The sequence below is a fragment of the Jeotgalibaca porci genome (genome assembly GCF_011299095.1).
GTDB classification, from domain to species: Bacteria; Bacillota; Bacilli; order Lactobacillales; family Aerococcaceae; genus Jeotgalibaca; species Jeotgalibaca porci.
The window spans coordinates 2,045,026-2,068,289 of record NZ_CP049889.1 but is presented as its reverse complement, the minus strand read 5'-3'; the positions used below and the strand labels follow the sequence as shown (position 1 = coordinate 2,068,289).

The following is a 23,264-nucleotide window of genomic DNA, read 5'->3' as shown; positions in this document are numbered from 1 at the left end:
GTATTAAAAATTATAGATTAATTTCATCTGTTCCTATATCAGATAAATCTATAAATTCTAGTTTCATTTCTGCTTCTACTTTTGAACGATAAAAGATGATTTTATTATAGGGTTTCAAATTGTTTTGCCATGATTCTATATTACTCAGAAAATCTGCTCCGTTTTCAGCGATTATAAAGCACTCTAAGTCCTTATTGATATAACAAATTGGTGCGTTACTTTCTAAGTCACATGATTGGCCAATGGTTCCGATAAATCCACCTCTACTATCTTTTGCCATAATATCTACCTGTGGAACCGTATAAAATTCTAAATGTGGAATATAATCATCAAATATAAATTGAATATCATAATCGTTAGCATATCTTTGATACTCCTCATTTCTATCACCAACACTCATAGAATAAATTGTTGTACCTGCTGATATAATAATCTCAGTATCTTTTGAAAATACACTTATAGCTCCAGTAAATTCTGTTCTATCTATATAAATATTTCGCATCTTCAACCTCCGTAAAATCTATATTTATTCATATATCCATATTATTTTAATGTCGCATTTATCTACTAATGTTCATCAATTTACAATCTTGGGTTTTACTTAATTGACATTAAGACAAACTCAATGGTATTAGATTTTATAAATCTAATCTCTTTTTTATTATCTCTATCACTTTAAGATCGGTAAAATCTAATCCATGTATATAGAACACTTCTTTACCTTTTCTTATAACTATCTCATCTTTTCGATAGTTTAAGAAGTATACTTCATCAAGATCCCATAGATTTTTATCGTCCTTAATTATAGCTTTTTCTTTTGCTATCTTTATAGCTTCTTTTACTGCTTCTTTAATTGATTTTACCTTGAAACGATCAAATTCTTCTTCTGTTATACCATTTGATTCTAGAGAATAATCATAGATATCTTCTTCCACTAAAATCTCTATTTCCCAAGATATCCTATTCTCAACAGATTTCTCAGCTTGCTTTATATACCTCACTACTAGGTTTTTAGCTATTCCTTCTGTAAGTCCATTTGAATACTCAGTCTTTACAGAGATATCGCCTTTAGGCCAAGACCAATATGTGTAAGATGTTGGAATAAGAAAACTAGTATTTCTCATCAAATCTCCTTCATCTTCAGAAGGTTTTTCTTTAAAATCATTAGCTGAAAGTACTTTGTATTCTTCTATATCATGATTATTGCTATCCATTGCAAATGCATTGATACTTATAAAAGTTATACTTATAGATGCTAGTGTTGATAGTATAAGAGCTAGACCTAAGAACACCTTCTTATATTTGACAGTTTTTTTAGATGGTTTTATGAAGATTTTATAGAATATACCTATTGTTACTCCTATTACTAGAGGAACAAATCCTATTAAAATAATCTTAGAGTTTAATATAAACGCTGAATAAAAACTATATGAAACAAATAAAATCAGGAATAATAAATATATGCAAGAAGTCGCCTTTTCAAAGTAAAATTTTGAGTGTACATATTCTAATGAATCTCCGAGTTCCATATTCTTCCTGTTTATTTTTAAGAATTTTTTTATTCTTATTATTTGATAAATTGCTGATATGAGAAATATCGGTATTACAGGAGCTATTATCTGAACCATTCCATTTTGTAAAGTTTGAATATCTTTAAATATTCCACCTAGAATTGCCCACGATAAGTATATATAAAAAGGAATTAAGATATAAGATGATATCAATTGTTTTCTAGCTATTCTTTCTAATGTGTTGAACTCATCTTCTTCATCTGTTGATATATCTACCACTTCTGTTCCAGCCTTTTTGAAATAAATATGAAGATCACTTGCCTTCATAGCATAGTTCCAGCCTACTGACTCACATACAGATTGAAACTCTTCTAACTCTTCTTTACTCTTTACAGTAAATGCTGTTTCAACTTCATATGGAGATATTGAAAAGTCTAGTTCTTCAGGATCTATTTTCTTATATATAAACAAGCTTCCCATTGTTATTTTATCGATCATCCACCCAAGACTAGCCATTTTTTCAAAGTGTTTCTCTACTAATCGATAATTTGTTATATCTAAAAATCTATTTTCTATCTTGAAATTCATCTTCTTGACCTCCCTCTACTAGCTTTGCATCTTCTAATAATTGTCCTAATCTCTTTACTTCTTGATTTAATCTCTCTTTACCTTCATCTGTAATTATATAAGTCTTTTTATTATCATCATCTGAGACAAGTTTTATAAGCTTATCATCTTCAAAACGAGAAAGAAGTGAATACAGTGTTCCTGGTCCTACCTTCACACGGCTATCAGTAAGCCAATCTATATATTGCATAATTTCATATCCATGTCTTTTTTCTTTTAAACTTAAAAGTATATAATACATTGGCTGTGTCAGCACTTTTGTTGTTTTCTTATTCATATTGCCCTCCTTGAAATCATATCGGCTACAGTTATATCAGCACCTGATACGATTATCGTATATCAGGTACTGATATATGTCAATAAAAAAATCATATAAACCGTCAACCGATCTATATGATTCATTTAATTTTATTGGTTAGTATTATAATTTATTAATTATTTGTCTGAGTTTTACTCAATTCTTAATGTGACAAACTCAGTTTCTGCTTTATAAATACATGAAATTGCTTAGAATCGTGTATCTAAAACTTTGTATTAACAAGGTTCTTTTTTTTAAATCTGCAGAGCAAGTTCTTTAATTTTTTGTGTGTAACAGTTAATTTTAAAAAAAATTCATTTTTTTGGAGCTGCTTTTCTAGCTATATTAAGATTAAAAATAAAATTTAATTGCCAAAGGTAACTATTCAAACGCATATAAGATCCTTCTTGAAAAATAAAAAAAAATCCGATAAAAAAACTAGCTATAGCTATGTAAAAAGACGGGTGTTTAAAGATATCTTTTTTCATGAAATCCCTCCTAAATGTGTCATAAACGAATCAAAAGCACGTGAGCATTTTTTTTTACTTAAATACGTTATATAAGTTTATTCAATTTTTATTATAACAAACTGACATCATCATTTGTAATTCATCTCTTTATTTCAATACATTAAATTACATAGAATCATGTATCGAGCACTTAAGAAGATTCTATAAGGGATTCATATATACCTAAAAGTGTAGTTGACTACACTTTTATAGTGAAGTATATTAAGAATATAGATTGTAAGTAACGTAAGGGAGGCCTATTTTGGCAACAATTATAAATAAAGTGAGAGAAAAAAGAAAAGAACAACATTTAACACAGGAAGATCTCGCAAATAAAGTAGGAGTCACAAGAAAAACAATATTATCATTGGAAAAAGGAAGTTATATCCCATCATTACTACTTGCCATGGATTTAGCTAGTGCATTAAATATTAAAATTGATCAATTATTTTTTAGAGGAGAATAACGAATGAGAAAAATTATATTTGAAGCTATTGGAAATTTAATATTGGTCTCATTATTCGCTGCTGTAATTATTGAAGTTTTCGTAACGAATGTTAAGTACACAAATGATGGGAGCCAATTTACAACAGGCACTATTTCAAGCATATTTTTGATCTACTTGATTGTTTTTCTAATTAGTAGATGGGTACTTAGTAAAAAAGATAAAAGTTATTCATTGAAGCAAGGTGAGTTTAGTGCTGCTGATGAAAGAGAGAAAAATAATGCTTATTTTGCAAGTATCGTCTCCTATAAGTCTACGATTATTAGTTTGTTTATTGCTTTAGGTATTTTTGTATTTATAAATAATCTCCTTAACCCACCGTTTGATATTGAACTAAATTTATTTGTTTCAGGAGTAGTATTATTTACACTTGTAATTTGTATAGGTTTTCTTTCATATGCAATTGCTTGGGTTTTTCAAGATACAAGATGATTATAAATTCATTTAGTTTAAAATCTATTTTTAGAAATACTAACACATCAAATTGGATAAAATCATGTATCAAGAATCCTATACCTATAGGGTTCTTTTTTTGTACTCCCCCTAAACACACGATTTCGTGTTATAATGACTATAATCATGTATTCGAACAGACTAAAAAGGAGGGATTGTCATGGGCTATAATGTTCAGCCACTACGGTCGCAACAGGAGATTAATGATTTTTTATTTTGCCTGCGACGGAATAAAAATGCGGAACGTGACGTTTTCTTGTTTCTAATCGGAATTAACAGCGGTCTGCGCATGTCCGACATCGTCAAACTCAAGAAAAAAGACGTGATTACCTCAAAAAACCCGCGCATCGTGGAGCAAAAGACGGGGAAAACACGCATTTTATACTTAAGCAGCTTACAGGACTTGATTCACGGCTATACCGCAGCCTTAGATCCGGAGGCTTACTTGTTTCCCAGTACTAAGGGCGGCCATTTAGAAGTCAACACGGTCTACCAGATGTTTCAAAAAGTCGCTAACCTGTTGGGGCGCGATGATATCGGCACCCACACCCTACGAAAAACCTTCGGTTACCACTATTACAAGAAAACCAAAGACGTGGCCACCTTAATGGAAATCTTTGGTCACAGCAGCGAGAAGATTACCAAACGCTACATCGGGATTAATGAAGACGAGATTAGTGAAACGTTATTAACCTTCCGATTAGGCTTTTGATCATTCCCATCCTCATATAATGAGGGTAGGAGATCATGCGTAAACTAACGTAATGTTACTCAATCTGTGAAACTGTACGCTAGCCAAGTCTACAGCGTCTAAGAAATGATTAAAATAACCGGTATTAGCAGAGTCATCCTCTATCGCTATTATATAGAGGTAAAAATAACGCATTTTAAGGCTGTTTCAGATTCATAGATGGGTAATTAACCATGAAGAAGCTTAAAATGCGTTTTAATTTGATGGGTACTATGTCTTTTTGTAAAAATCATCTTACTTATAAACATAAGATATAGATATGAAAAAAGCCATTGAATATCATGTACTATCAACATAATCATTAGTCTTGAGTTATGACACCCACACAACAAAAAATAAGCCGATTATAATCGACTTTAGTTTTTATTAAAGCACCCATTAGTTCAATAAACGAAAATTGGATAAAGTGGGGTATTTTTAAAATATATATTTATCCTGAATAATTCATAGCTTTAATTCTTTGGCACATTTTATTGAAATATGTATCACTAATATCCCTATCAACTGATTTTGACTAAAAAGTTACTTCAAACATTCACTGTTCAAAAATATTGAGGAATAAATTTTGGGTGTAAGGCATTTTGAGCATACTTCTCCCTGGATAACTTCCCAGTAAAAAAATCGTTAGATTGTTGGATTAGATCCATTGACTGGCTCGCCTCAGGCGAGCAAAGACCCTGTAGAATTCATTCTGATACACATGATAACTAGATAATTTGAGATAGACTCGTCTACCCGTTTGGACTAATTTCCCAGCAACTTTCAGAAACTTCAATCGAATAGAATGAATGGTCATTCCCTTTTGGACTTCTTCAAAGCCAATCGTTCTTAAGAAGTTGACTAAGTTGTAAGCTATCAAGCTGAGCATCATTCGGACATGATTCTCCAAAAAGCGAGGACTGTCTGTTTTGTCAAAGTAAAAGCCAGCTTTCGCTTCTTTAATGAAGTTCTCCATTGTGCCACGTTTGGCATAGATAGAAAAGATGGTATCAGGAGAAACATTTTCTGATAGATTCGTCACGATAAATTCATGTCGAAAGAGTAGTTCGCCCGCTTCACGTGTTGAGCGTATACACACGCGACGACTTTGTGACCAGGATTGTGCTTGATAAGTGGTCGAGAAGTACTGAACTTCTCGTTCTTCCCACTTTTGATTATCGCCATAAAGTACTGATTTCTCAGCTATTTGACCTAGTCTACGATTATTCTTCAGTCGAATAACATAATGACTCTTTTTTGATTCACACGAATCATACACACCAGGTGTAGCGAACCCGCTGTCTCCACGAACCAAGATGTCAGTGTTTGGTAGAGAGTGATTATAGTGCTCTAATAAAGGTGTGAGAAACTCCTTTACGCCTTTTGATGTATATTGATTTCCTGAACGTAGTTCAGCTTTTAAGAAGTCACCAGTCAATCCGTCAAAAGCTACCAATGGATGGTAACCATAGGTTTGGTAGTGTGTATTATAATTCGTTTGTTGTTGGTGACCAAATGTATCTGAATGGGTCGAATCTAAATCAATGATTAATTCCGTATCATTACGGATGAGGCGTGCTTTATCGATAAGTTCTTGGTTCAAAGCTTGAAGTTCATGGATATTCTCCTCAGATAGTCGATCTAAAAATCGGGAAAGTGAAGATTGAGAAGCGAGTTCTTTCCTATCTAAAACAGCTTTAAACACAGGATCTTGTCTCAGGAGATTAGCTGCAGAATCAGCTGAGTAACCAGCAATTAATTGCATAATGAACTGCTCAAGTATGGATAAGTTGTCATGAGTAAAATACGCTCGTTCGTCTTCAATGTGAATGTGTTGCTTAGCCAGTTCAGAAAAACCAAAGATGTTCATCAGCTCTTTCACTAGGACGAGACCCGAATCACTCGATAATTGACCACCTGTATGAGAAATAGTGATATTTGAATTGAATTTTACTTGGTTTTTGTGTAAGCTAGTCATGAAAAGAACTCCTTTCTTTTGGTTGGTTTAGTCACTTTAACCATAGCAGAAAGGGGTTCTTTTTTCATCACTTAACGGGTGAAGATGAAAAAGTAATTGTAAGCTGCCGTGAGGCAGTTTCACATGGTTTTAATTAAAAGTATGAATTATTCAGGATTTATGTTACAATAATACTGACTTTTAAAAAAGGATTGATTCTAATGAAGAAAGCAGACAAGTCAGCCTCCTAAATTCACTTTAGATAAAAATTTAGGAGGCATATCAAATGAACTTTAATAAAATTGATTTAGACAATTGGAAGAGAAAAGAGATATTTAATCATTATTTGAACCAACAAACGACTTTTAGTATAACCACAGAAATTGATATTAGTGTTTTATACCGAAACATAAAACAAGAAGGATATAAATTTTACCCTGCATTTATTTTCTTAGTGACAAGGGTGATAAACTCAAATACAGCTTTTAGAACTGGTTACAATAGCGACGGAGAGTTAGGTTATTGGGATAAGTTAGAGCCACTTTATACAATTTTTGATAGTGTATCTAAAACATTCTCTGGTATTTGGACTCCTGTAAAGAATGACTTCAAAGAGTTTTATGATTTATACCTTTCTGATGTAGAGAAATATAATGGTTCGGGGAAATTGTTTCCCAAAACACCTATACCTGAAAATGCTTTTTCTCTTTCTATTATTCCATGGACTTCATTTACTGGGTTTAACTTAAATGTCAATAATAATAGTAATTACCTTCTACCCATTATTACAGCAGGAAAATTCATTAATAAAGGTAATTCAATATATTTACCGCTATCTTTACAGGTACATCATTCTGTTTGTGATGGTTATCATGCAGGATTGTTTATGAACTCTATTCAGGAATTGTCAGATAGGCCTAATGACTGGCTTTTATAATATGAGACAATGCCGACTGTACTTTTTACAGTCAGTTTTCTAATGTCACTAACCTGCCCGTTAATTTAAGTGTACTACTTCACAAAACGCATTGCTTATTACATATGTAATAAGCAATGCCACAACTCTTAAGTTAAGACTATAATGACAAATGTAACTAATAATATTTTTTACGGTGGATTATATAATGAAGTTAGCCACCGCTAACTAAAAAACGCCATGTGAATTTCATGTTATATTGAAGTTACCTTGAATGGCGAAAAAGGAGCAAGAGTATTTTTTTTCATATCACCTATTATAAGTTATCTTGACCTATAATAGGTGAGCATAACTTGACTATTTGAAAAAAATGTTTTAAGCTTTATGAGACGTTGGTAGAAAGATACGTGTTCATTTGAGCAGTATCTAGTATACAAATAGGATGTACAAAGGAGAATTTGGAAAATGACAGCATCTATAAGATTGTGGTTTAACCTTTTGAAATAATAATTAAATACTATTATTCAAAAGGTCCTGTTATATTGGCAGAAACAGGGGAGCAATCTGTCTATTTTTCAAATTCTATTTATCTAAGAAAATATAGATATGGAAATTGTCAAAAGAGGTAGAAATCTATCTCTTTTTTGTGTACCCAAAAATCTGTTGATTGCACGGCCTAATTTAAGGAGTGCAAAATAATGAAAAATATATCTTTAGAATTAAAAAATATAGAAGTAAATTTTGGAAACAAAGAACTAGTAGCCATTAAATATTTAACTGTATATGAGAATGATCGAATTGGCATTGTCGGAAGAAACGGACAAGGGAAAACAACGCTACTGAATCTTATCCAAGGAAAGTTATCACCAAATTCAGGGGAAGTTAACCGATTTGTGGAGTTTAATTACTTTAAACAGATGGAAGAAACCAATAATTTATACGAATTTGATGATCTTAACGCTGAACTTATTAGTCGATTCACTATTCCGAGAAATACGATCGAAGTACTAAGCGGAGGTGAAGAAAATAAATTACGTTTAGCTAGAGTGCTATCAAATTATAAGATGGGATTACTAATGGATGAACCTACAACTCATTTAGATGGAAAAAGTATACAACTATTAATAGATGAATTGAGCTATTATTATGGGACAATGATTCTCGTTAGTCATGATCGATACTTTTTAAATCAGTTAGTAAACAAGATATGGGAAATAGAAGATGGAAAGGTTACTGAATATCCTGGAAATTACAGTGACTATATGAAACAAAAAGAACAGAAAAAGTTAGAGGAAGCAAGAGGATTTGAAAAAGTTGAAAAAGAAAAAACACGTTTAGAACAAGCGATAACACAAAAAAGAAAACAAGCAAAAAAAATGAGTAGTGTTAGTGAAAAAAATAAAAAAAGAAATATTAAACCAGATCGACTTTCATCTTCTAAACAAAAAGATAGTGCGCAAAAAGCTGTTCAAAAATCAGCTAAAGCATTAGAGTCTAGAGTCAATCACTTGGAAGATATTGAAAAAAAAGAAACAATTAAACCTATACAATTTCCAACAAGTTCGGCATTGGAACTTTATAATCGTTTTCCTATAATGGGTCAATCAATTAATTTATATGCAGGAGATAAACTATTACTAGACAATGTGGATTTTCAATTTCCATTAGGGAAAAGAATTGCTATTACCGGGGACAATGGAACCGGTAAGTCAACATTACTACATTCTATTTTAAATGAAGCAGAAGGAATGATTGTATCAAAAAAGGTGATATTTAGTTCTTATAAACAGATGGATTATAAGTTAACCGGATCAGTACCTGTGATTGATTATTTAATGAAACAAACTGATTATCCAGAAAATACTGTAAGATCAATTCTGAATAATTTAGGATTCAAACAAACAGAAATTTTAAAACCAGTTAATACTTTGAGTGGTGGAGAAGCAATTAGGATTTCAATGGCTAGTTTATTTGTACGACCATCAAATGTATTAATTTTAGATGAACCAACAAATTTTATCGATATCCAAACAATAGAAGCATTAGAAGGATTCATTAAGCAATATCCTGGGACAATAATTTTCACGTCTCATGATAACTACTTTGTAGAAAAAATAGCTGATCAGATTTGGAAAATAACTGATAAAAAACTCTCTTTGATGAAAGGAGACGTTCTTTAATGGAGAACCAAACAAAAAATTGGCGAAAACAATTTATTCCATTAATTTTAGGTCAATCCATTAGCTTGATTGGCAGTTCAGCAGTCCAGTTCGCTTTGATGTGGTGGCTTGCAAGTCAAACAAATTCAGGTACAGTATTATCAATAGCAGGACTATTTGCTTTTTTACCACAGCTTATTATCGGCCCCTTTGCTGGGGTCTGGGTTGATAGAATGGATAAAAAGCGAGTTGTTATCGTCGCTGATCTGTTTACCGGGCTTGTTGCACTTCTTCTTTCACTCTCTATCATAGTAAGTGAACCACAAATAGCGTTTATTTTGATTTCGTTGTTTTTAAGAGCTGTGGCAAGTGTATTCCATACCCCTGCTATTCAAGCGATCGTTCCGACCTTAGTTCCAGTCGATGAATTAGTGGAAGCCAATAGTTGGAATCAATTTTTGCAATCTGGAGCGTATATGCTAGGTCCAGTTATAGGAGCCATTCTTTATTCAATAGTACCATTATGGGTCATTTTAATGACTGATACTTTAGGAGCGGTAATCGCATGTATTATTATCGGAAGAATCAACATAAAAAAAATTGCGGTATCTGGGGAAATAACACCCTATTTTGAAGAGTTAAGATTAGGTTTTAAAGAATTTATTCAGAATAGAAAAATTTTGAATGTTACCATTATTGGTGTTTGTGTGATGTTCTTTTATTTGCCACTTTCTTCTTTATTTCCATTGATGACAACAAGTCATTTTAAATTATCAGCTGCTTATGGAGGAATCGTTGAGTTTGTCTTTGCTTTTGGAATGCTTATAGGATCTATAGTGATTGGAAAACTCAATAGAAAACAGAATAAATTAAAGCAAAGTATTTATGGCTTGATAGGAATCAGTATAGTGACTGTATTGTCAGGTATTACATCGGTTAATCTTATTGGCTTTTGGCTATTTGTGTTCTGCTCTTTCTTAATGGGTGGTTTTGGGAATCAATTTAATATACCTTTTTACTCTTATGTCCAAGAAGAGATTCCTACAGAAAAGTTGGGCCGTTTTTTCAGTTTTTATGGCAGCATCATGAGTATAGCGATGCCCTTGGGATTGCTATTAGCTGGTCCAATGACTGATTTATTAGGAATAAATACGTGGTTTCTAATTGCAGGGACTTTTAGTTTAATGATAAGTATTATTGGGTACTTTAGTATTAAGTAAGTATACCTTTTTTGAAAATGAGGAGTCCATAGCTTACTAACTAAAGATAAAAAAGTCTAAAAAGTTTTTGTCCTAATGAATGTGAACTTTTACCCGAAAGCTAGAAACTCAAAAAAGAGGGTTTTTAGTTTTTGGGTTATTTTTTATTTTGTTTTCGCTATACTTTTATAGAATAGTTTTTAAACGGAGGGTTTTTTTATGGGAGCGTCAATAATTTTGTGTAAATAAGTCGTCCTTCTGCAAAATAATGAGTTACTCCGTAAACATTGAAGCTAATGTATCCGTCACTTGTTGGAAGCCTTTATGGCTTCTATTTAAGAATTTTTGATTGTATGTATCAAAGATGGATACTAGGAAACGCTCTAGTGATTCTTCATTTTGAAACTGCTCTTTTCTGCGGCTGTATTTCTTGATTTGTTTATTGAAAGATTCGATTAAATTAGTTGAGTAAATGCTTCGGCAAAAAAAGACTTAACGTCAATGCATAGAATATCGCGCCTTGGTTGATAGGTATAGTCTATCTTGATCATGATTCATACACCTCATTTCATTCCTCATTTTATACTCTAAACCATTTAGTCCAATCATATTCTTCCACATTGCGTATCAAATCTAACTCACACACTACTATTCCTGATTCCATCGTTTGAATATAAACGTAATTCTCATAATAACCAGCAACGACGCCTACTAGATCATCTTCATATCTACCATTAAATAAGCAATCTAATTGAATGGCTACCGTTACCTTTTGACTATAAGAATAGTCAATTAAGGGATAGATAACTTCTACAGGCTGTTTCTCTTTTTTTATAATTTATTTTCCATGCTTACGTTTTTCTTCTTTTACGAATTCATTATGCTCCGACAGTATCAAACCTTGCCACTTAGCCATCTTCCTATCTCTATAACCTGTGGTATTTGGATTGATTAGTATATTTTTCTCTTTCGATTTATTCTCCAATATAAACACCTTCTTGTTCTCTTTTAACCCTATTATACGAACGTGTGTTCGACATGTAAAGAAATAACGAACTCGTGTTTGCATAAATACATCATTTAGCAATACGATAATGTGTGACGCCCAATTTCTTAGAATAGTTTTGTTTACTACTTCACTCAGAAAAACTGGAAAATCAATATAATTTTTTCAGCGTATAGCTAATAAGATATAAAAAAATAAGAGCCACTTTGAAAGTAGCACTTATTTTTTTATATCTTTCCAATTTTCTGTAGATAAAAATCTAATATTCTTTTTTATAGACCACTCTTGAGTGAAAACTATTATTTATACCTTTCAATTACAAAGAAGCAGCCCTATTTTTCAAGTGCGTCAAATCTGCTGAAACGTATTAAAATAGCGTTTAAGCAGATTTGGAAGTTATCATCATCAAGTCCACTAAATATTCTAAGCGGGTCTGGTGATGGATTACCATTGTATAAATTGAATGCAAGTTCAACCATTTTCTTACTACTGCTACTAAAATCAGTCTTTTCAAAGTAATCTGTCTTAATCCAATGAGTATTGAAGTCATAGATATAATCGACCTTGCTGAAAATATCGGCATTTGCAAGAATATAAAATAGAGACTTCCGCTCCAAATCAGTAGGGCTTGTATTATCTTTTTCTAATAATTCAAAGTAACGTTCATCGTGCTCTGTTTGATTGGTCATTGTTTTTTATCTCCCTTTATCTTTATTATTTAAGGAACTTTATTTTATTATACTGTAATAGCTATCAATTTATCATTATAAGTCAAAAATAAGGAGAAAGTTTTATTCCTACTAAGACATCTCCGTCTTATTATTATCTGTTACTTAGTAGCTTATCCCATTTATAAAAATAGTTCCTTCGATCTCAGGGCCTTCCTCAAATAATCGTTCTCATATTTCCTCAAAAAAACCAAAATCTTTAAAAGAAAACCAATGTCTATCACTAACTATGATATGGTCCAAAACTTCTATTCCTAATATAATCCCTGCCTCTACTATTCTTGCAGTAAAATACAAATCAGCTTGTGAGGGTTCGAGGTCTGAACTGGGATGATTATGATAAAGAATAATACGTGCACCATTGTTCAAAATCGCACTTCTAAATATTTCTCTCGGGTGAGCTACAGATGAATTTAAACTACCCGTGAATACCCGGTGAATAGCATTGATTTGATTTTTCGTATTGAGTATCAGGATAAGAACGACCTCTTGCGCTTCGTCACCGATTTCGTTCATTCCTAAGCGTCCCGCTCTTTCTGTCGAAGTAATACCTTCAGCATAGGCAACGGGCCTTTCCATCACAACTTGCTTAACTCTGACAATTTCTGTAATCGTTTCTTGTTCGGTTAATAAATTTAATTGTTCTAACATGTCATTTCCCTCTTTCTCAATTTATTCCTTCATATATAGATAAGTAAAAGTTCTCAAAAAGCTTTTTTTATTATCCAAAACGCACATTCAACGTTTAGACAGTGTCACAAAACTTTCACAAATTCGTATCTTTCCAATCCTTTTATGTCATTTTTCAAGTTATTTACTGCTACTACTCATTTTTATTTATTCATTATTTCCCACTCCCTTTTTGTTTTGAGTCGCATATGCGTGAGCTAAAAGCTGAATTTTTTCCGTTTTGTTGGCTAGCCAGTAATTATGAGGTTTAAAAGGGAATCAAGAAAAAAGAGCCCCTCGCTGCTTCAGCAGGTAGGGACTCTTTAGACAAAAAGTTTATTTGGAGTGGAGTGGAATAAGATGAAACGCAAGGAGAAAAAAAGTTTTTTCGGTTCTTGATTTTCTTTTCTGTTCTCGGATAAATCCGTGTGGGACCGAAGGGAAGGGCTCCCGCATGGAGATTGCCGTTAAGAACAGCCCGAAATGATAAAGCCCTGATCCGGCCCTCTCGGATCGTTCAGGGCGCTTGGCGACACAAAACGAAAAAATGACTTTAAATAATAGTGTTTGAAAAAACCAACCATGCCCTTAACTCTTATAGTTTGAAATAATATATTTTATTACGTTATTATTTTTACCTGTTCGCTTCTAAAAAGAGAGCGTATGTTCTGAATATCACATACGGACAACCGAAATCTAGCATATTCTGTATGAAGCCATTCAAACCAATAAAAAAGGTGGCATACAAATAGAAGCCGTCGAGTACAACGGCTTCTATCCGGAAAATATCAGCGAATCTATTAAGAATACGACTCGCTGATTATTTATATAAAGAACCATAAAGTTCACTATAATAATATAAGAAATATACAGTTCTAGAGTTTAAATCTGCTTCTATAGCTTGAATAGCATGAGATTCAAGCGAATATCAGGAGGTTTTACTTTGGATTAGGAAAATCAAAAGCTAATTTATTATTAACTAACTTCAATTTGGCATTGAAAGGTGTATCTTTTTTACTCTTAAATCCTTTTATAAGACTGGTTTCTTGTTTGACTAACAAATCCTTTATATTCTTCTTTGTGAGGGTCTTTCCACTCCACTTTTTAGGCAGTGTAAGGGAACATCCCTCACGGTAACCCGTGCAACCAAAGAACTTCCCTTTATCTATTATATCCTTCTGGCATTGCGGACACACACCTATGACCGTGTCTGAATTACCTTTTTCGGCATATGTTTTTATATCGATGGTCTCAAACGTACCTGGTACTTTTTGGATTAAGTGACGAATAAAGTTTGTAATACTATTCAAGAACGCTTCTTGCGTGCCTTCATGGTTACGTATTTTTTTAAGGTACTTTTCCCATTTGGCTGTCATAGTAGCATTGGCTATTTCATCATGCTGAATGACTTCACACAGCGTTTCGCCTTTTGTTGTGACTAGAATATCGTTTTTCTGAAGTGTGATATAGTCTTGTTTTTTCAAGGTTTCAATGACACTTGCGCGTGTCGCTTCCGTTCCAATGCCTTCGGTTTCTTTTAAGATGACTTTATTATCTTCATCTTCAGCATCACGTCCTACATTTTTCATGGCCGTAATCAGGGTTCCCTCTGTGTAGTACTTGGGTGGCTGGGTCTTTCCTTCCTTAGCTAAAAAATGACTGACAACTGCCTCTCCTTCTTTTACAGCAGGAAGTGTTTGATTTGCTTCTTTCGATTGTGTGGATTCTTTTTTATGCTTGTAAAACTTCCGCCACCCCATCGTTTTTTCTACTTTTCCTGTTGTCTTAAACAATACCGCATGGACGGTGGTTTCAATCGTGGTTTCATCATACACATATGGTTTTTCAAAGATGCTTAGCGTGCGATACAGAATCAACTCATACATATTTCGTTCTTTTTGAGATAGTTTTGCTAATTGTGGTAATGTCCGCGTTGGGATAATCGCATAATGCTCTTGGACTTTGGCGCCATTGACATAGCGCTTGTTCTCTTTTAGTTGTGGGTCGTCGATTGTCTCCTTTACCAGATTCAAATAACTTGAAAGAGACGTTTTTAAATAGTCGAACTCTGGACGTCCAATATAGTTCGTATCCGTACGCGGGTAAGAAATCAATTTTTTCTCATACAGACCTTGCACGATTTTCAATGTTTCAGAAGCGCCATAATTAAAGCGTTTATTCGCTACTGCTTGCAAATCAGAAAGACTAAAAAGTTTCGGTGCATACTGCTTCTTTTCCTCCGTCTTGACGGATGTAATCTGTCCAGGAAGCGAATCGCTTAGTGAATGCTTCTCTTTAAATGCCTCTAAATCTGCCTCACTATCAAAACGCTCTGCGTATTTCCCTTGATAAACACCCTTTTCATGTCTAAAGTTGCCATACAACTCAAAAAAAGGTTTACTGACGAATGCCGCAATCTCTTTATTCCGCTGGTAAATCAGATACAACGTCGGTGTTTGAACACGACCAATACTAAAGACGCCTTTCATGCCATTTTTTTGCATATAAAGCGTGTAAAGGCGAGAGAGATTCATACCGACCAACCAATCAGCGATTTGCCTAGTTTCGGCCTCTTTATAACTAGAATAGAATGCTTCTCCATTCCGTAAGTTGCGGAACCCATTTTTTATTTCTACTTTTTCCAATGAATTAATCCAGAGACGTTTGAGTTGCTTTTGGCTATTTCCTGAAAGATTAATGATTAAACGCGCAATGGCTTCTCCTTCTCGATCGCCATCTGTAGCGATAATAATCGTGTCTGCTTCATCTAAATGCTTCTTCACAATCATATATTGTTTTTTCTTTCCTTCACTGACTTTAAACTGATACTCCGTTGGTAAGAGCGGTAATGTCTGCAGGTTCCATTTTTTCCATTCTTGGGTGTAATCTTCTGGTGAAAAAAGGGATACGAGATGACCGAATCCATAGGTAATGACGGCATTCGAAAATTCATTATCTGACACAATAAAGTAGCCATCTTTACGTTCTGAATAATCAAAAGCGTCTGCATAAGCGGACGCTTGACTGGGTTTTTCGGCCAAAATTAATACGTATCCCAATTTTAGGTCAATCTCCTTTTCTACACGTTTTCATTGGTATAAGTCTTGTTCGACTTTTTCATAAAGTCGAACAAGACTTATGGTTTTTAATAATCATAATCATCTTCCTCCAAAACATCACTTTTGGGTTGGAACTTAACGACATTATTTGTCTGATCGTCTATAGTAAAATTACCTATCTCTAAACGTTTGCTGAACTCGTCAATGTATGCAGCAGGATTTCCGAAAGTTTCAGACAATGCATAATTCACTATATCTGATTTCGTACTACCCCTTTTCATTACTTTATTTAATTCTTTTTCAGATCCTATAATATTGTAGAATAGCCCGTCCAATAAAGACTGTTGATTGCTGTTTTTTTGTTCTAATATTTGAATTCGTTCATCCTTTTTTACAATCTGTTCTGATAGGCTTCGGGAATTACTTTGAAGCTTATTAATTTTATTGACAAGCCTATCTAACAAATCATTATAAGGAAGGAGATATTTAATTAACGATTCTTTATCTCCATAATTCTTTTCTATCACATCAAGGATGTCAAAAACGTCTAAGTCCTCTGTTTCGGATAAGGGTATGGTTCTTTTTTTTACTAAATTGTATTCGTCTACTAAATGTTTTCCTTTTGTTTTCCACCACGTATATCCAGGATAAAAATCAACTTGGCCATTATCATACTGCGATTTAACGAAATCATAGATGTCTTTATATGTGATTTTAGATTTGATATTATGGTTTTCATCATATTCAACAATCAGTTTCCTCAATGAAGTCTCTTTTTCTATATCATCCAAAATGCCTTTAGTACCGATTTTATTCATTATCTGAAACCCCTAACATAGACCGTAATTTTGCAATCCGTTTAATATCTAATTGAATTTCCTTTGACGTTGAAGATAAGTCTCGTTTTGTATTATTATTGACGTTTTCTGTGTTATCGAATTGCAGATCAAATAGCGACTGTATAAACTTGATTTTCCCTCTTGTTTCTTCATAAAGTAAATTCAAGTCAAAAGCAATTTGATTTCTTTTTTCTTCTAGTTCTTGATTGGAAATAGACCAATGTTTACAAAAATAACAACCTCTATGTTTCCAATTGAAACTAGGACAGGGCATAGTTTTGTCCATACAAGAGCCTAAATCTAATTTTAAATATTCCTTTTCCTCCACATTCTTGTTTATGTAATTTTTTTTGCTTTGATTCTCAAAAATATCTTGGGATTTTGGATGTAAAAGTGAAATTTCATTGTCATTAAAAGTTGAATTTATTGGTCTATACTGATTGAATTCCTTCTCCATTTTCTGTATTTCAATGTCCATCCAGTTTTCCATATGATTGAAATAGCTATATTGTATATCCTCTGTAATATGTCCTGCCAATCGCTGAATCTCAACCTTGTCATATCCCTGCATCATCATATTAATAATTGCGATGTGTCTTAAATCGCCAAGGTTAATCATTGTATCTATACTACCGATTGCTGAATCAGATATAAATGCCTCTTTTGATCTTGTTGAGTAATTTCTCCGGTAATGCTTATTTATAGAAATAATATTGATTTTATATTTCTCGTGTACTATTTCTTTGAAAAAACTTGCTATTGTATTATTGAAATTATGATAGTTAAACAAAGAATTATCATCATATGTTTTTTTATCATCGCTGAAATAATGACGATAAACCTTATGTGAAATTAAATAATTCGATAGTCCATACTGTTCCGAGCGTATTAAATAGTTTTGAAAAAGGTCGTACAATTCTTGAGGGATAGGTAACGTGTCGTATTCAATGTCTGTTCGATGTGTACTAATTCGATCGTACTTCATTCTTGGAAAGGTGATGAAATAATTTCCATCCTTTAATGAAAAACAATTTCTTTTAATGTGACAAAACTCAATTACCCTCATAGGGATAATAGTTGTTAGATTCCACCATAAAACAAGAGGAAAATATTTAAGTAATTTTTCACTATCGTTTTTTACCGCTTCTTCGTACCAACTGTCTAGACATTGTTTTATGGTTAAAATATCTTTGAAAGACGGCAACTTTCTGTAGTTTTTTTCCAATTTGATTTTCGCTTTATGTTCGTTTAAATCATTTATGAAATATACAAATTCATCTCGATTATAAAATTCTAAAAAATTGACAAGATCCGATATAAATCTATACATAACATTGTTAGACACTTTTTTGACGTTATATTGATTTTTTGAACCTCTACGGATAAGATTGCTTTCCTGAATCATTTCCAATAATTCACTATGTTCCCTAAGACCCTTTGTAGATAGAAAAGCAGTAACAAGGTTTAAAAGCCTAGCCTTTGTAACCGTTATAGAGCTTTCATTAAGTTTTTTGGCCATCCAACATTTCACTGCGATAAATAATTCCTCTTTATTTTCAGTTGTACCAAATTTTAAAGAGTGGGAAATCATCGTGTAATCAAAAACCACGTTACTTCGCGTGAACTCTTCATTAAAAATCCATTTACTATCTTCAAAATTTACACTAACTTTTTTAACTCTATAATCATGAAAGCTTTCTAAAGACTTCTTTGCCTCTTCTACATTCTTGCTAATATCAAACCCAGCACCTCTTATATCCCCTGGATTAATACTGCTGAAATCAAGCATTAATGATCCTACATTCCTTTTGCTTGCCACACACGTCACCCCCCTAGTATTCCTGAAGTTCTAAAACTCTTTAGTCCTTTTGTTGATAAATCTAGACCTAAGTTCTTTATTCGCTCGGTATTTCCTTCTACAAATCCATCTACAACCTCTCTGCCAAATCTACTTCTTGCTTGATCAACAACGTTATGCAGTAGAAAAAACTGGTTTGCAAGCTTCTGTTTTTCTCCGATGGTTGCACTATCAAACTCTTTTGCTATTTTTTCCATCATAAAGATATAATTGTCCATTATATTTTCTAGCGCATACACATTAATCATTGATGCTGCACAAGTATCACACGATGGTCTTTCACCGTATTCATTCTCATATTTACATTCAGCATAGATACATTGATGGTATCTCTGTTTTGAAGGAAGCGATCCTGTTAGGGATTGGTAAAAAAGGGCACGAAGTCCTTCCATATCAAACTCTGCGAGGTATTTTAATACATGCTCCCTTTCTGTTGTGATTCTGTTAATTAATCCTGCGGTCGCTTCAATTTTAAAAACATCACCGAATTGCTTATTTACCTCTAACATTCTTTCCGTTTCGATACTTTTGTTTGTTTCAGTGCCAAAAAGTATATTCGTTAAGGTTTGTGTTACAAATCCAAATTGATTTCTTTCAAACAATTCATCCACAAGATTCTTCACTTGTTCGTTAGATAGCTTAATATAATGGTTAATGGTTGTTTGATCTTGCAAGTGGCTTCTTGATACTTGTGATTCTTTTAACCCTTTCCCCATATGTCTAAGCACTGACCAGATTAGAGTGTTAAGAGTTCTATTCATCTTTCTGTTTTCAAATTTAAATCCATTAGTAAACTCTGAAAAGAAATCTTTATGTGGATTATATTTTTTCACTAAATGACCTGATAAATCTATTAAGGTAGAACTACTATCCAATGTTGCTCTTCTACGAAACTCACAAATACTTATCGCAGTTGCAAAAGCAACTTTGAGTGGCTCACCAATAGTAAATATTCCTTCAGCACTTACATCTGTTTTATTTATTTTTGTTACATACCTGCTAATTTGATAAATGATATTGTTTGCATCCTCCACCGAAGGATCATTTCTCTTTAACCACTCCAAGTTTTCAATTGAGGTAGTTGATAGATCAATTCTTGGAATTTGTGATAGTACGGTACTATGTCTCCAATTATTTGTTAATTGAACTAGAATATATAACCAGCAACTGTCGTATCGTTTATACTTTGTATAATTCATGCTTTGGATTAACTCAGTAACATCTTGTATTGCTTTCTCTTTATGAAATCCTACACGATTGGTATATTTGTATAGCTCATGATATTCCTCTAAAGAATAAATATCCGTGGCTACTTCCTTAATTCTTTTAAAGGTTCTTGGGTCATTTAATTCATCTACGCTATACGGTAAAGGTAATCCTTCCATAGTAAAAGTTTCAAGCATTTGTTTTAAGAAATAATAGAAATCCCCTTGATAACTTCTTCTAATATTAGGTGTATCGTTAAGAAATTTACTATTGATTTCTTTTCCAGAATAGGAGTATATTTCTTTATTAAAAGTAGTGAATATTATTTCCGTACATCTGGCAAATTGATTAGTTAGAAATGTAATTCTATTCTTATCAGACATCCTAGTCCTAAGAAGGTATTTTTCAACATACTGATACCATAATAATTTTGTGTTTTGCTGAGTTTTTGTAAATTTAATATTTAACACTTGCTCAACTTTGAAAAGAAAATCTTCAAAAGGATCTTCTATCGACATAGAATTCATATCCAAATAAAGCTTATAATCCGCCCATAGATTATCAATTTCGTTTTTTTCATAGAGTTTCATTTGAACACCAAAGTGTGAGATTAATAGCAGTGGGGGATCAACTTTTGTTACCTTTATTCGAACCTTATCTTCTCCGCCTTTTATATATTGCGCAAAAGCATTACTATATTTCGCTTGAATTTGCTTCGCTGTGTAATAATTGTTGCTATATTTTTCAATAAGCCTTGCTTGTTCAGAAAACAATTCGAATACGTGCTCTTTTTCAAAAAGCATTCTGTCTCCATATTTATCTGACACGAATAACAACTTTTCTTTAATTAACCTTTGAGTAGTCGCATAAGAACAATTTAATTTTTTCATAACCTCATCAAGTGACAAATAGTTGTGTTGATTTTTATATTTTTCGAAAGTATGAGTTCTCCACCCCCATTGTCCCTTGCCTGCCACTGTGTTTATTATCTCAGTTAGTTCTTGTGCTATTTCTATTGAAACAAAAACATCTAAATTTCCACCAAGTATAATTTCAGTTGGGTTTAGTTTTTTATAATATTTGTGAATTGTAGCGTCGCTAACAACTTTTTTTAGTTTTGCCTTGAGAGATGCCTTTGGTACATAATTTCTAAAAAAACGTTTTACATCTTCTTTCAAATATAAGTTTTTAATATTTTTATCATATTTTTCAACGTAATATTTTTCTCTGAATTCGACCTTTGAAATCTTACATTCAGCTGGTAATTTTGATATGGATTCTTCTAATTTGTAAATAAAATAGTAATTATTGGGCTTCTTATTAAACTTCTCTTCGGCTATCTCGTAGATTGTCATGTAATCGTTAAAGTTAATTTCTAAGTCCTGACCCAAATTCTTGAACCTCCTTCCACATTTTATTATTTATTGGCATATTTAAGTTTGCTATATTACTAGATTGATCTGGAGAGAGTAAGCCTAAAGCCTTTCGAATATTATAAGTGGCAGTTATAATATCAAAATATGACTCCATTGATTGAGTAGATCTATCACCTCGTAATACGGCCGTCTGTTTTTCATTAAATCCAGCATCTAAACACATGTTTGTAAATACTCCTCTCCCTATATGAGAGCGCCACTTTGTTTGAGAGAAGTCTAAATAATCCTGATATCTACCTTCTGTACCTAATAACATCCCTAAATAAGCATTCTTTAATTTTAAAAAGCGCTTATCATACGTGTCGGCAGACATTGAATTTCCTTCCGTATTATAAAACAATGCATTAGGCTGTTTAGGTCCTTTCACCTTTTTAAGTACCACTTCCATATGATTTTTATATAGATAATTTAAAATTGGATCAATAAGACATGATTGGTCTCTTGGATTTTTCACCTGCATTGTTGAAACATCCTCAAACCTATTAAATAAATCAAGTTGACGATCCCTGACAAGTATCACTAATCCTTCAACACCATAATCTTGCCCATTTTGCGACTTTAAAGCTGTTCTAGTCAGGTTTACGACTTCACCTTTACGTAACCCTCCAAAAATTTGTAAAGCCACTCCAAATGCTATATCAGGTACTTCATGCTTTGCTACGTAAAGTATCTCTCGAATATATTGCAAACGAATAAAGATTCTGTTCTCGTTAGATTCATGATTTTGAGGAACTAAATCTTTTCTTTTAATCTTCTCACGTAAAAGAGTTTCATCTGTCTTCTTGTAGGTAAAGTCTATTTTATAGACTTTTCTGATTTCTTTTCCTGTTCTTACTGAAACTAACTTGAATCTGGGCTTATGCTTTAATACTTTTTCATCCCATAAGTACTTATAAAACTTGGATAAAAAGTTCTCTTTCATTTCTAAAGTGCTATTCTTATTTGATTTTTCATCTACACAATATTGTAAATAAGCATTAGCATGACACTCTTGTAAGTCAACCAATCCTTTGATTGCAGTATAATTTAACGCTTCTTGATTCACTTTATCTAATACAAAGTTCAAGAAGGGAACAATAATTTGCGCCACAGTTAATTCAGTATTTACTGAACCCGAGTTTCTATGGTATTTCTTATACAAAAAATGGCTTATGGGATGAGGGAAAACTTCTTTTGTTTCTCTATCCTCTAGACCAATAATAAATGAAGGTGTACTTACAATTTCTCCACCTTGTTTTCTATTGTATTTTATCGCCTTCCAGACGAATCGATATTTTGCATTATACATTTTATCCCCTCCTCCAAACCTTTAAACCGAACGTTTATTCTTGTTTTTAGTTTGGACGATTTCTGTTTAAAAGTCAATCAAATTCGGGTTTAAAATAATATTTATTCAAAGAGAACTCACTTTTTAATTTAAACACAAAGAACCTGTTTTAAAAAAGTCTAATTTAAAACAGGTTCTCTCTTCACCAAATGCTATAGGATTTTTATAAAGCGATTAATCATTTCTTCCGCCTAAGATTAGATAATGATTAATTCTAACATCTAATTGAACTAATGCACCCTTTAGTTAAAGAGTAATCCTTCACAATCTCT

Annotated in this window: 18 protein-coding genes and 2 pseudogenes; 6 read left to right on the top strand and 14 right to left on the bottom strand. The window is 32.7% G+C overall.

Annotation, left to right across the window (positions count from 1 at the left end; translation table 11 throughout):
• Positions 1-10: 10 nt before the first annotated feature.
• From G7058_RS10415 to G7058_RS10400, 4 genes are all read right to left on the bottom strand, one after another.
• Positions 11-502 (bottom strand): hypothetical protein, encoded by a 492-nt coding sequence (locus G7058_RS10415; protein ID WP_166063449.1) that lies wholly within the window; start codon positions 500-502, stop codon positions 11-13.
• A gap of 136 nt (positions 503-638) precedes the next feature.
• Positions 639-2,099 carry a DUF2812 domain-containing protein gene (locus G7058_RS10410; protein WP_166063448.1) on the bottom strand — a complete coding sequence of 487 codons (1,461 nt, stop codon included), beginning with the start codon at positions 2,097-2,099 and terminating at the stop codon, positions 639-641.
• Complete coding sequence (locus G7058_RS10405) at positions 2,077-2,415, bottom strand: PadR family transcriptional regulator (RefSeq protein WP_166063447.1); 339 nt, start codon at positions 2,413-2,415, stop codon at positions 2,077-2,079. Before G7058_RS10405 ends, G7058_RS10410 begins: the two co-directional genes overlap by 23 nt.
• A 335-nt stretch (positions 2,416-2,750) precedes the next feature.
• Positions 2,751-2,924 (bottom strand): hypothetical protein, encoded by a 174-nt coding sequence (locus tag G7058_RS10400; RefSeq protein WP_166063446.1) that lies wholly within the window; start codon positions 2,922-2,924, stop codon positions 2,751-2,753.
• A gap of 283 nt (positions 2,925-3,207) precedes the next feature.
• Here G7058_RS10400 and G7058_RS10395 point away from each other — a divergent pair, with 283 nt between their 5' ends.
• The 3 genes from G7058_RS10395 to G7058_RS10385 all read left to right on the top strand — a co-directional run bounded on the left by G7058_RS10395 (position 3,208) and on the right by G7058_RS10385 (position 4,615).
• Positions 3,208-3,411, top strand: a complete 204-nt coding sequence (locus G7058_RS10395) for a helix-turn-helix transcriptional regulator (RefSeq protein WP_375812846.1) — start codon at positions 3,208-3,210, stop codon at positions 3,409-3,411.
• 3 nt (positions 3,412-3,414) lie between these two features.
• Positions 3,415-3,882 carry a hypothetical protein gene (locus tag G7058_RS10390; RefSeq protein ID WP_166063445.1) on the top strand — a complete coding sequence of 156 codons (468 nt, stop codon included), beginning with the start codon at positions 3,415-3,417 and terminating at the stop codon, positions 3,880-3,882.
• A 181-nt stretch (positions 3,883-4,063) separates the two neighbouring features.
• Positions 4,064-4,615 (top strand): tyrosine-type recombinase/integrase, encoded by a 552-nt coding sequence (locus G7058_RS10385; protein ID WP_166063444.1) that lies wholly within the window; start codon positions 4,064-4,066, stop codon positions 4,613-4,615.
• Positions 4,616-5,291: 676 nt separating this feature from the next.
• Here G7058_RS10385 and G7058_RS10380 read toward each other — a convergent pair.
• Positions 5,292-6,611 (bottom strand): IS1380-like element IS1678 family transposase, encoded by a 1,320-nt coding sequence (locus G7058_RS10380; protein ID WP_166063443.1) that lies wholly within the window; start codon positions 6,609-6,611, stop codon positions 5,292-5,294.
• 265 nt (positions 6,612-6,876) lie between these two features.
• On the opposite strand from G7058_RS10380, the pseudogene catA reads away from it, so the two are divergent.
• The 3 genes and pseudogenes from catA to G7058_RS10365 all read left to right on the top strand — a co-directional run bounded on the left by catA (position 6,877) and on the right by G7058_RS10365 (position 10,885).
• Positions 6,877-7,596: pseudogene (catA, locus tag G7058_RS10375) on the top strand (type A chloramphenicol O-acetyltransferase).
• Between the two features lie 608 nt (positions 7,597-8,204).
• Positions 8,205-9,686 carry a ribosomal protection-like ABC-F family protein gene (gene abc-f, locus G7058_RS10370; RefSeq protein WP_010706272.1) on the top strand — a complete coding sequence of 494 codons (1,482 nt, stop codon included), beginning with the start codon at positions 8,205-8,207 and terminating at the stop codon, positions 9,684-9,686.
• Positions 9,686-10,885: an MFS transporter gene (locus G7058_RS10365; RefSeq protein ID WP_010706273.1), complete on the top strand. Its 1,200-nt coding sequence runs from the start codon at positions 9,686-9,688 to the stop codon at positions 10,883-10,885. The genes abc-f and G7058_RS10365 overlap by 1 nt, the downstream gene beginning before the upstream one ends.
• A gap of 252 nt (positions 10,886-11,137) precedes the next feature.
• Here G7058_RS10365 and G7058_RS10360 read toward each other — a convergent pair.
• The 9 genes and pseudogenes from G7058_RS10360 to G7058_RS10320 all read right to left on the bottom strand — a co-directional run.
• Positions 11,138-11,344 (bottom strand): annotated as a pseudogene (locus G7058_RS10360) (IS256 family transposase); the annotation flags it as partial.
• A gap of 358 nt (positions 11,345-11,702) precedes the next feature.
• Entirely contained in the window at positions 11,703-11,849 is a 147-nt protein-coding gene (locus G7058_RS10355) for a hypothetical protein (RefSeq protein WP_166063442.1), read from the bottom strand.
• Between the two features lie 353 nt (positions 11,850-12,202).
• Positions 12,203-12,559, bottom strand: a complete 357-nt coding sequence (locus G7058_RS10350) for a DUF6075 family protein (RefSeq protein ID WP_166063441.1) — start codon at positions 12,557-12,559, stop codon at positions 12,203-12,205.
• A gap of 210 nt (positions 12,560-12,769) precedes the next feature.
• Positions 12,770-13,249, bottom strand: a complete 480-nt coding sequence (locus G7058_RS10345; RefSeq protein WP_166063440.1) for a JAB domain-containing protein — start codon at positions 13,247-13,249, stop codon at positions 12,770-12,772.
• A gap of 956 nt (positions 13,250-14,205) precedes the next feature.
• Entirely contained in the window at positions 14,206-16,326 is a 2,121-nt protein-coding gene (locus G7058_RS10340) for a type IA DNA topoisomerase (protein ID WP_227004443.1), read from the bottom strand.
• A gap of 86 nt (positions 16,327-16,412) precedes the next feature.
• Positions 16,413-17,144: a hypothetical protein gene (locus tag G7058_RS10335; protein ID WP_025785303.1), complete on the bottom strand. Its 732-nt coding sequence runs from the start codon at positions 17,142-17,144 to the stop codon at positions 16,413-16,415.
• A complete protein-coding gene (locus G7058_RS10330) occupies positions 17,137-18,984 on the bottom strand; it encodes a site-specific integrase (RefSeq protein WP_025785302.1) in 1,848 nt (615 codons plus the stop codon). The genes G7058_RS10335 and G7058_RS10330 overlap by 8 nt, the downstream gene beginning before the upstream one ends.
• A 5-nt stretch (positions 18,985-18,989) precedes the next feature.
• A complete protein-coding gene (locus G7058_RS10325) occupies positions 18,990-21,620 on the bottom strand; it encodes a helix-turn-helix domain-containing protein (protein WP_025785301.1) in 2,631 nt (876 codons plus the stop codon).
• Positions 21,598-22,953, bottom strand: a complete 1,356-nt coding sequence (locus tag G7058_RS10320) for a hypothetical protein (protein ID WP_025785300.1) — start codon at positions 22,951-22,953, stop codon at positions 21,598-21,600. The genes G7058_RS10325 and G7058_RS10320 overlap by 23 nt, the downstream gene beginning before the upstream one ends.
• Positions 22,954-23,264: the final 311 nt, after the last annotated feature.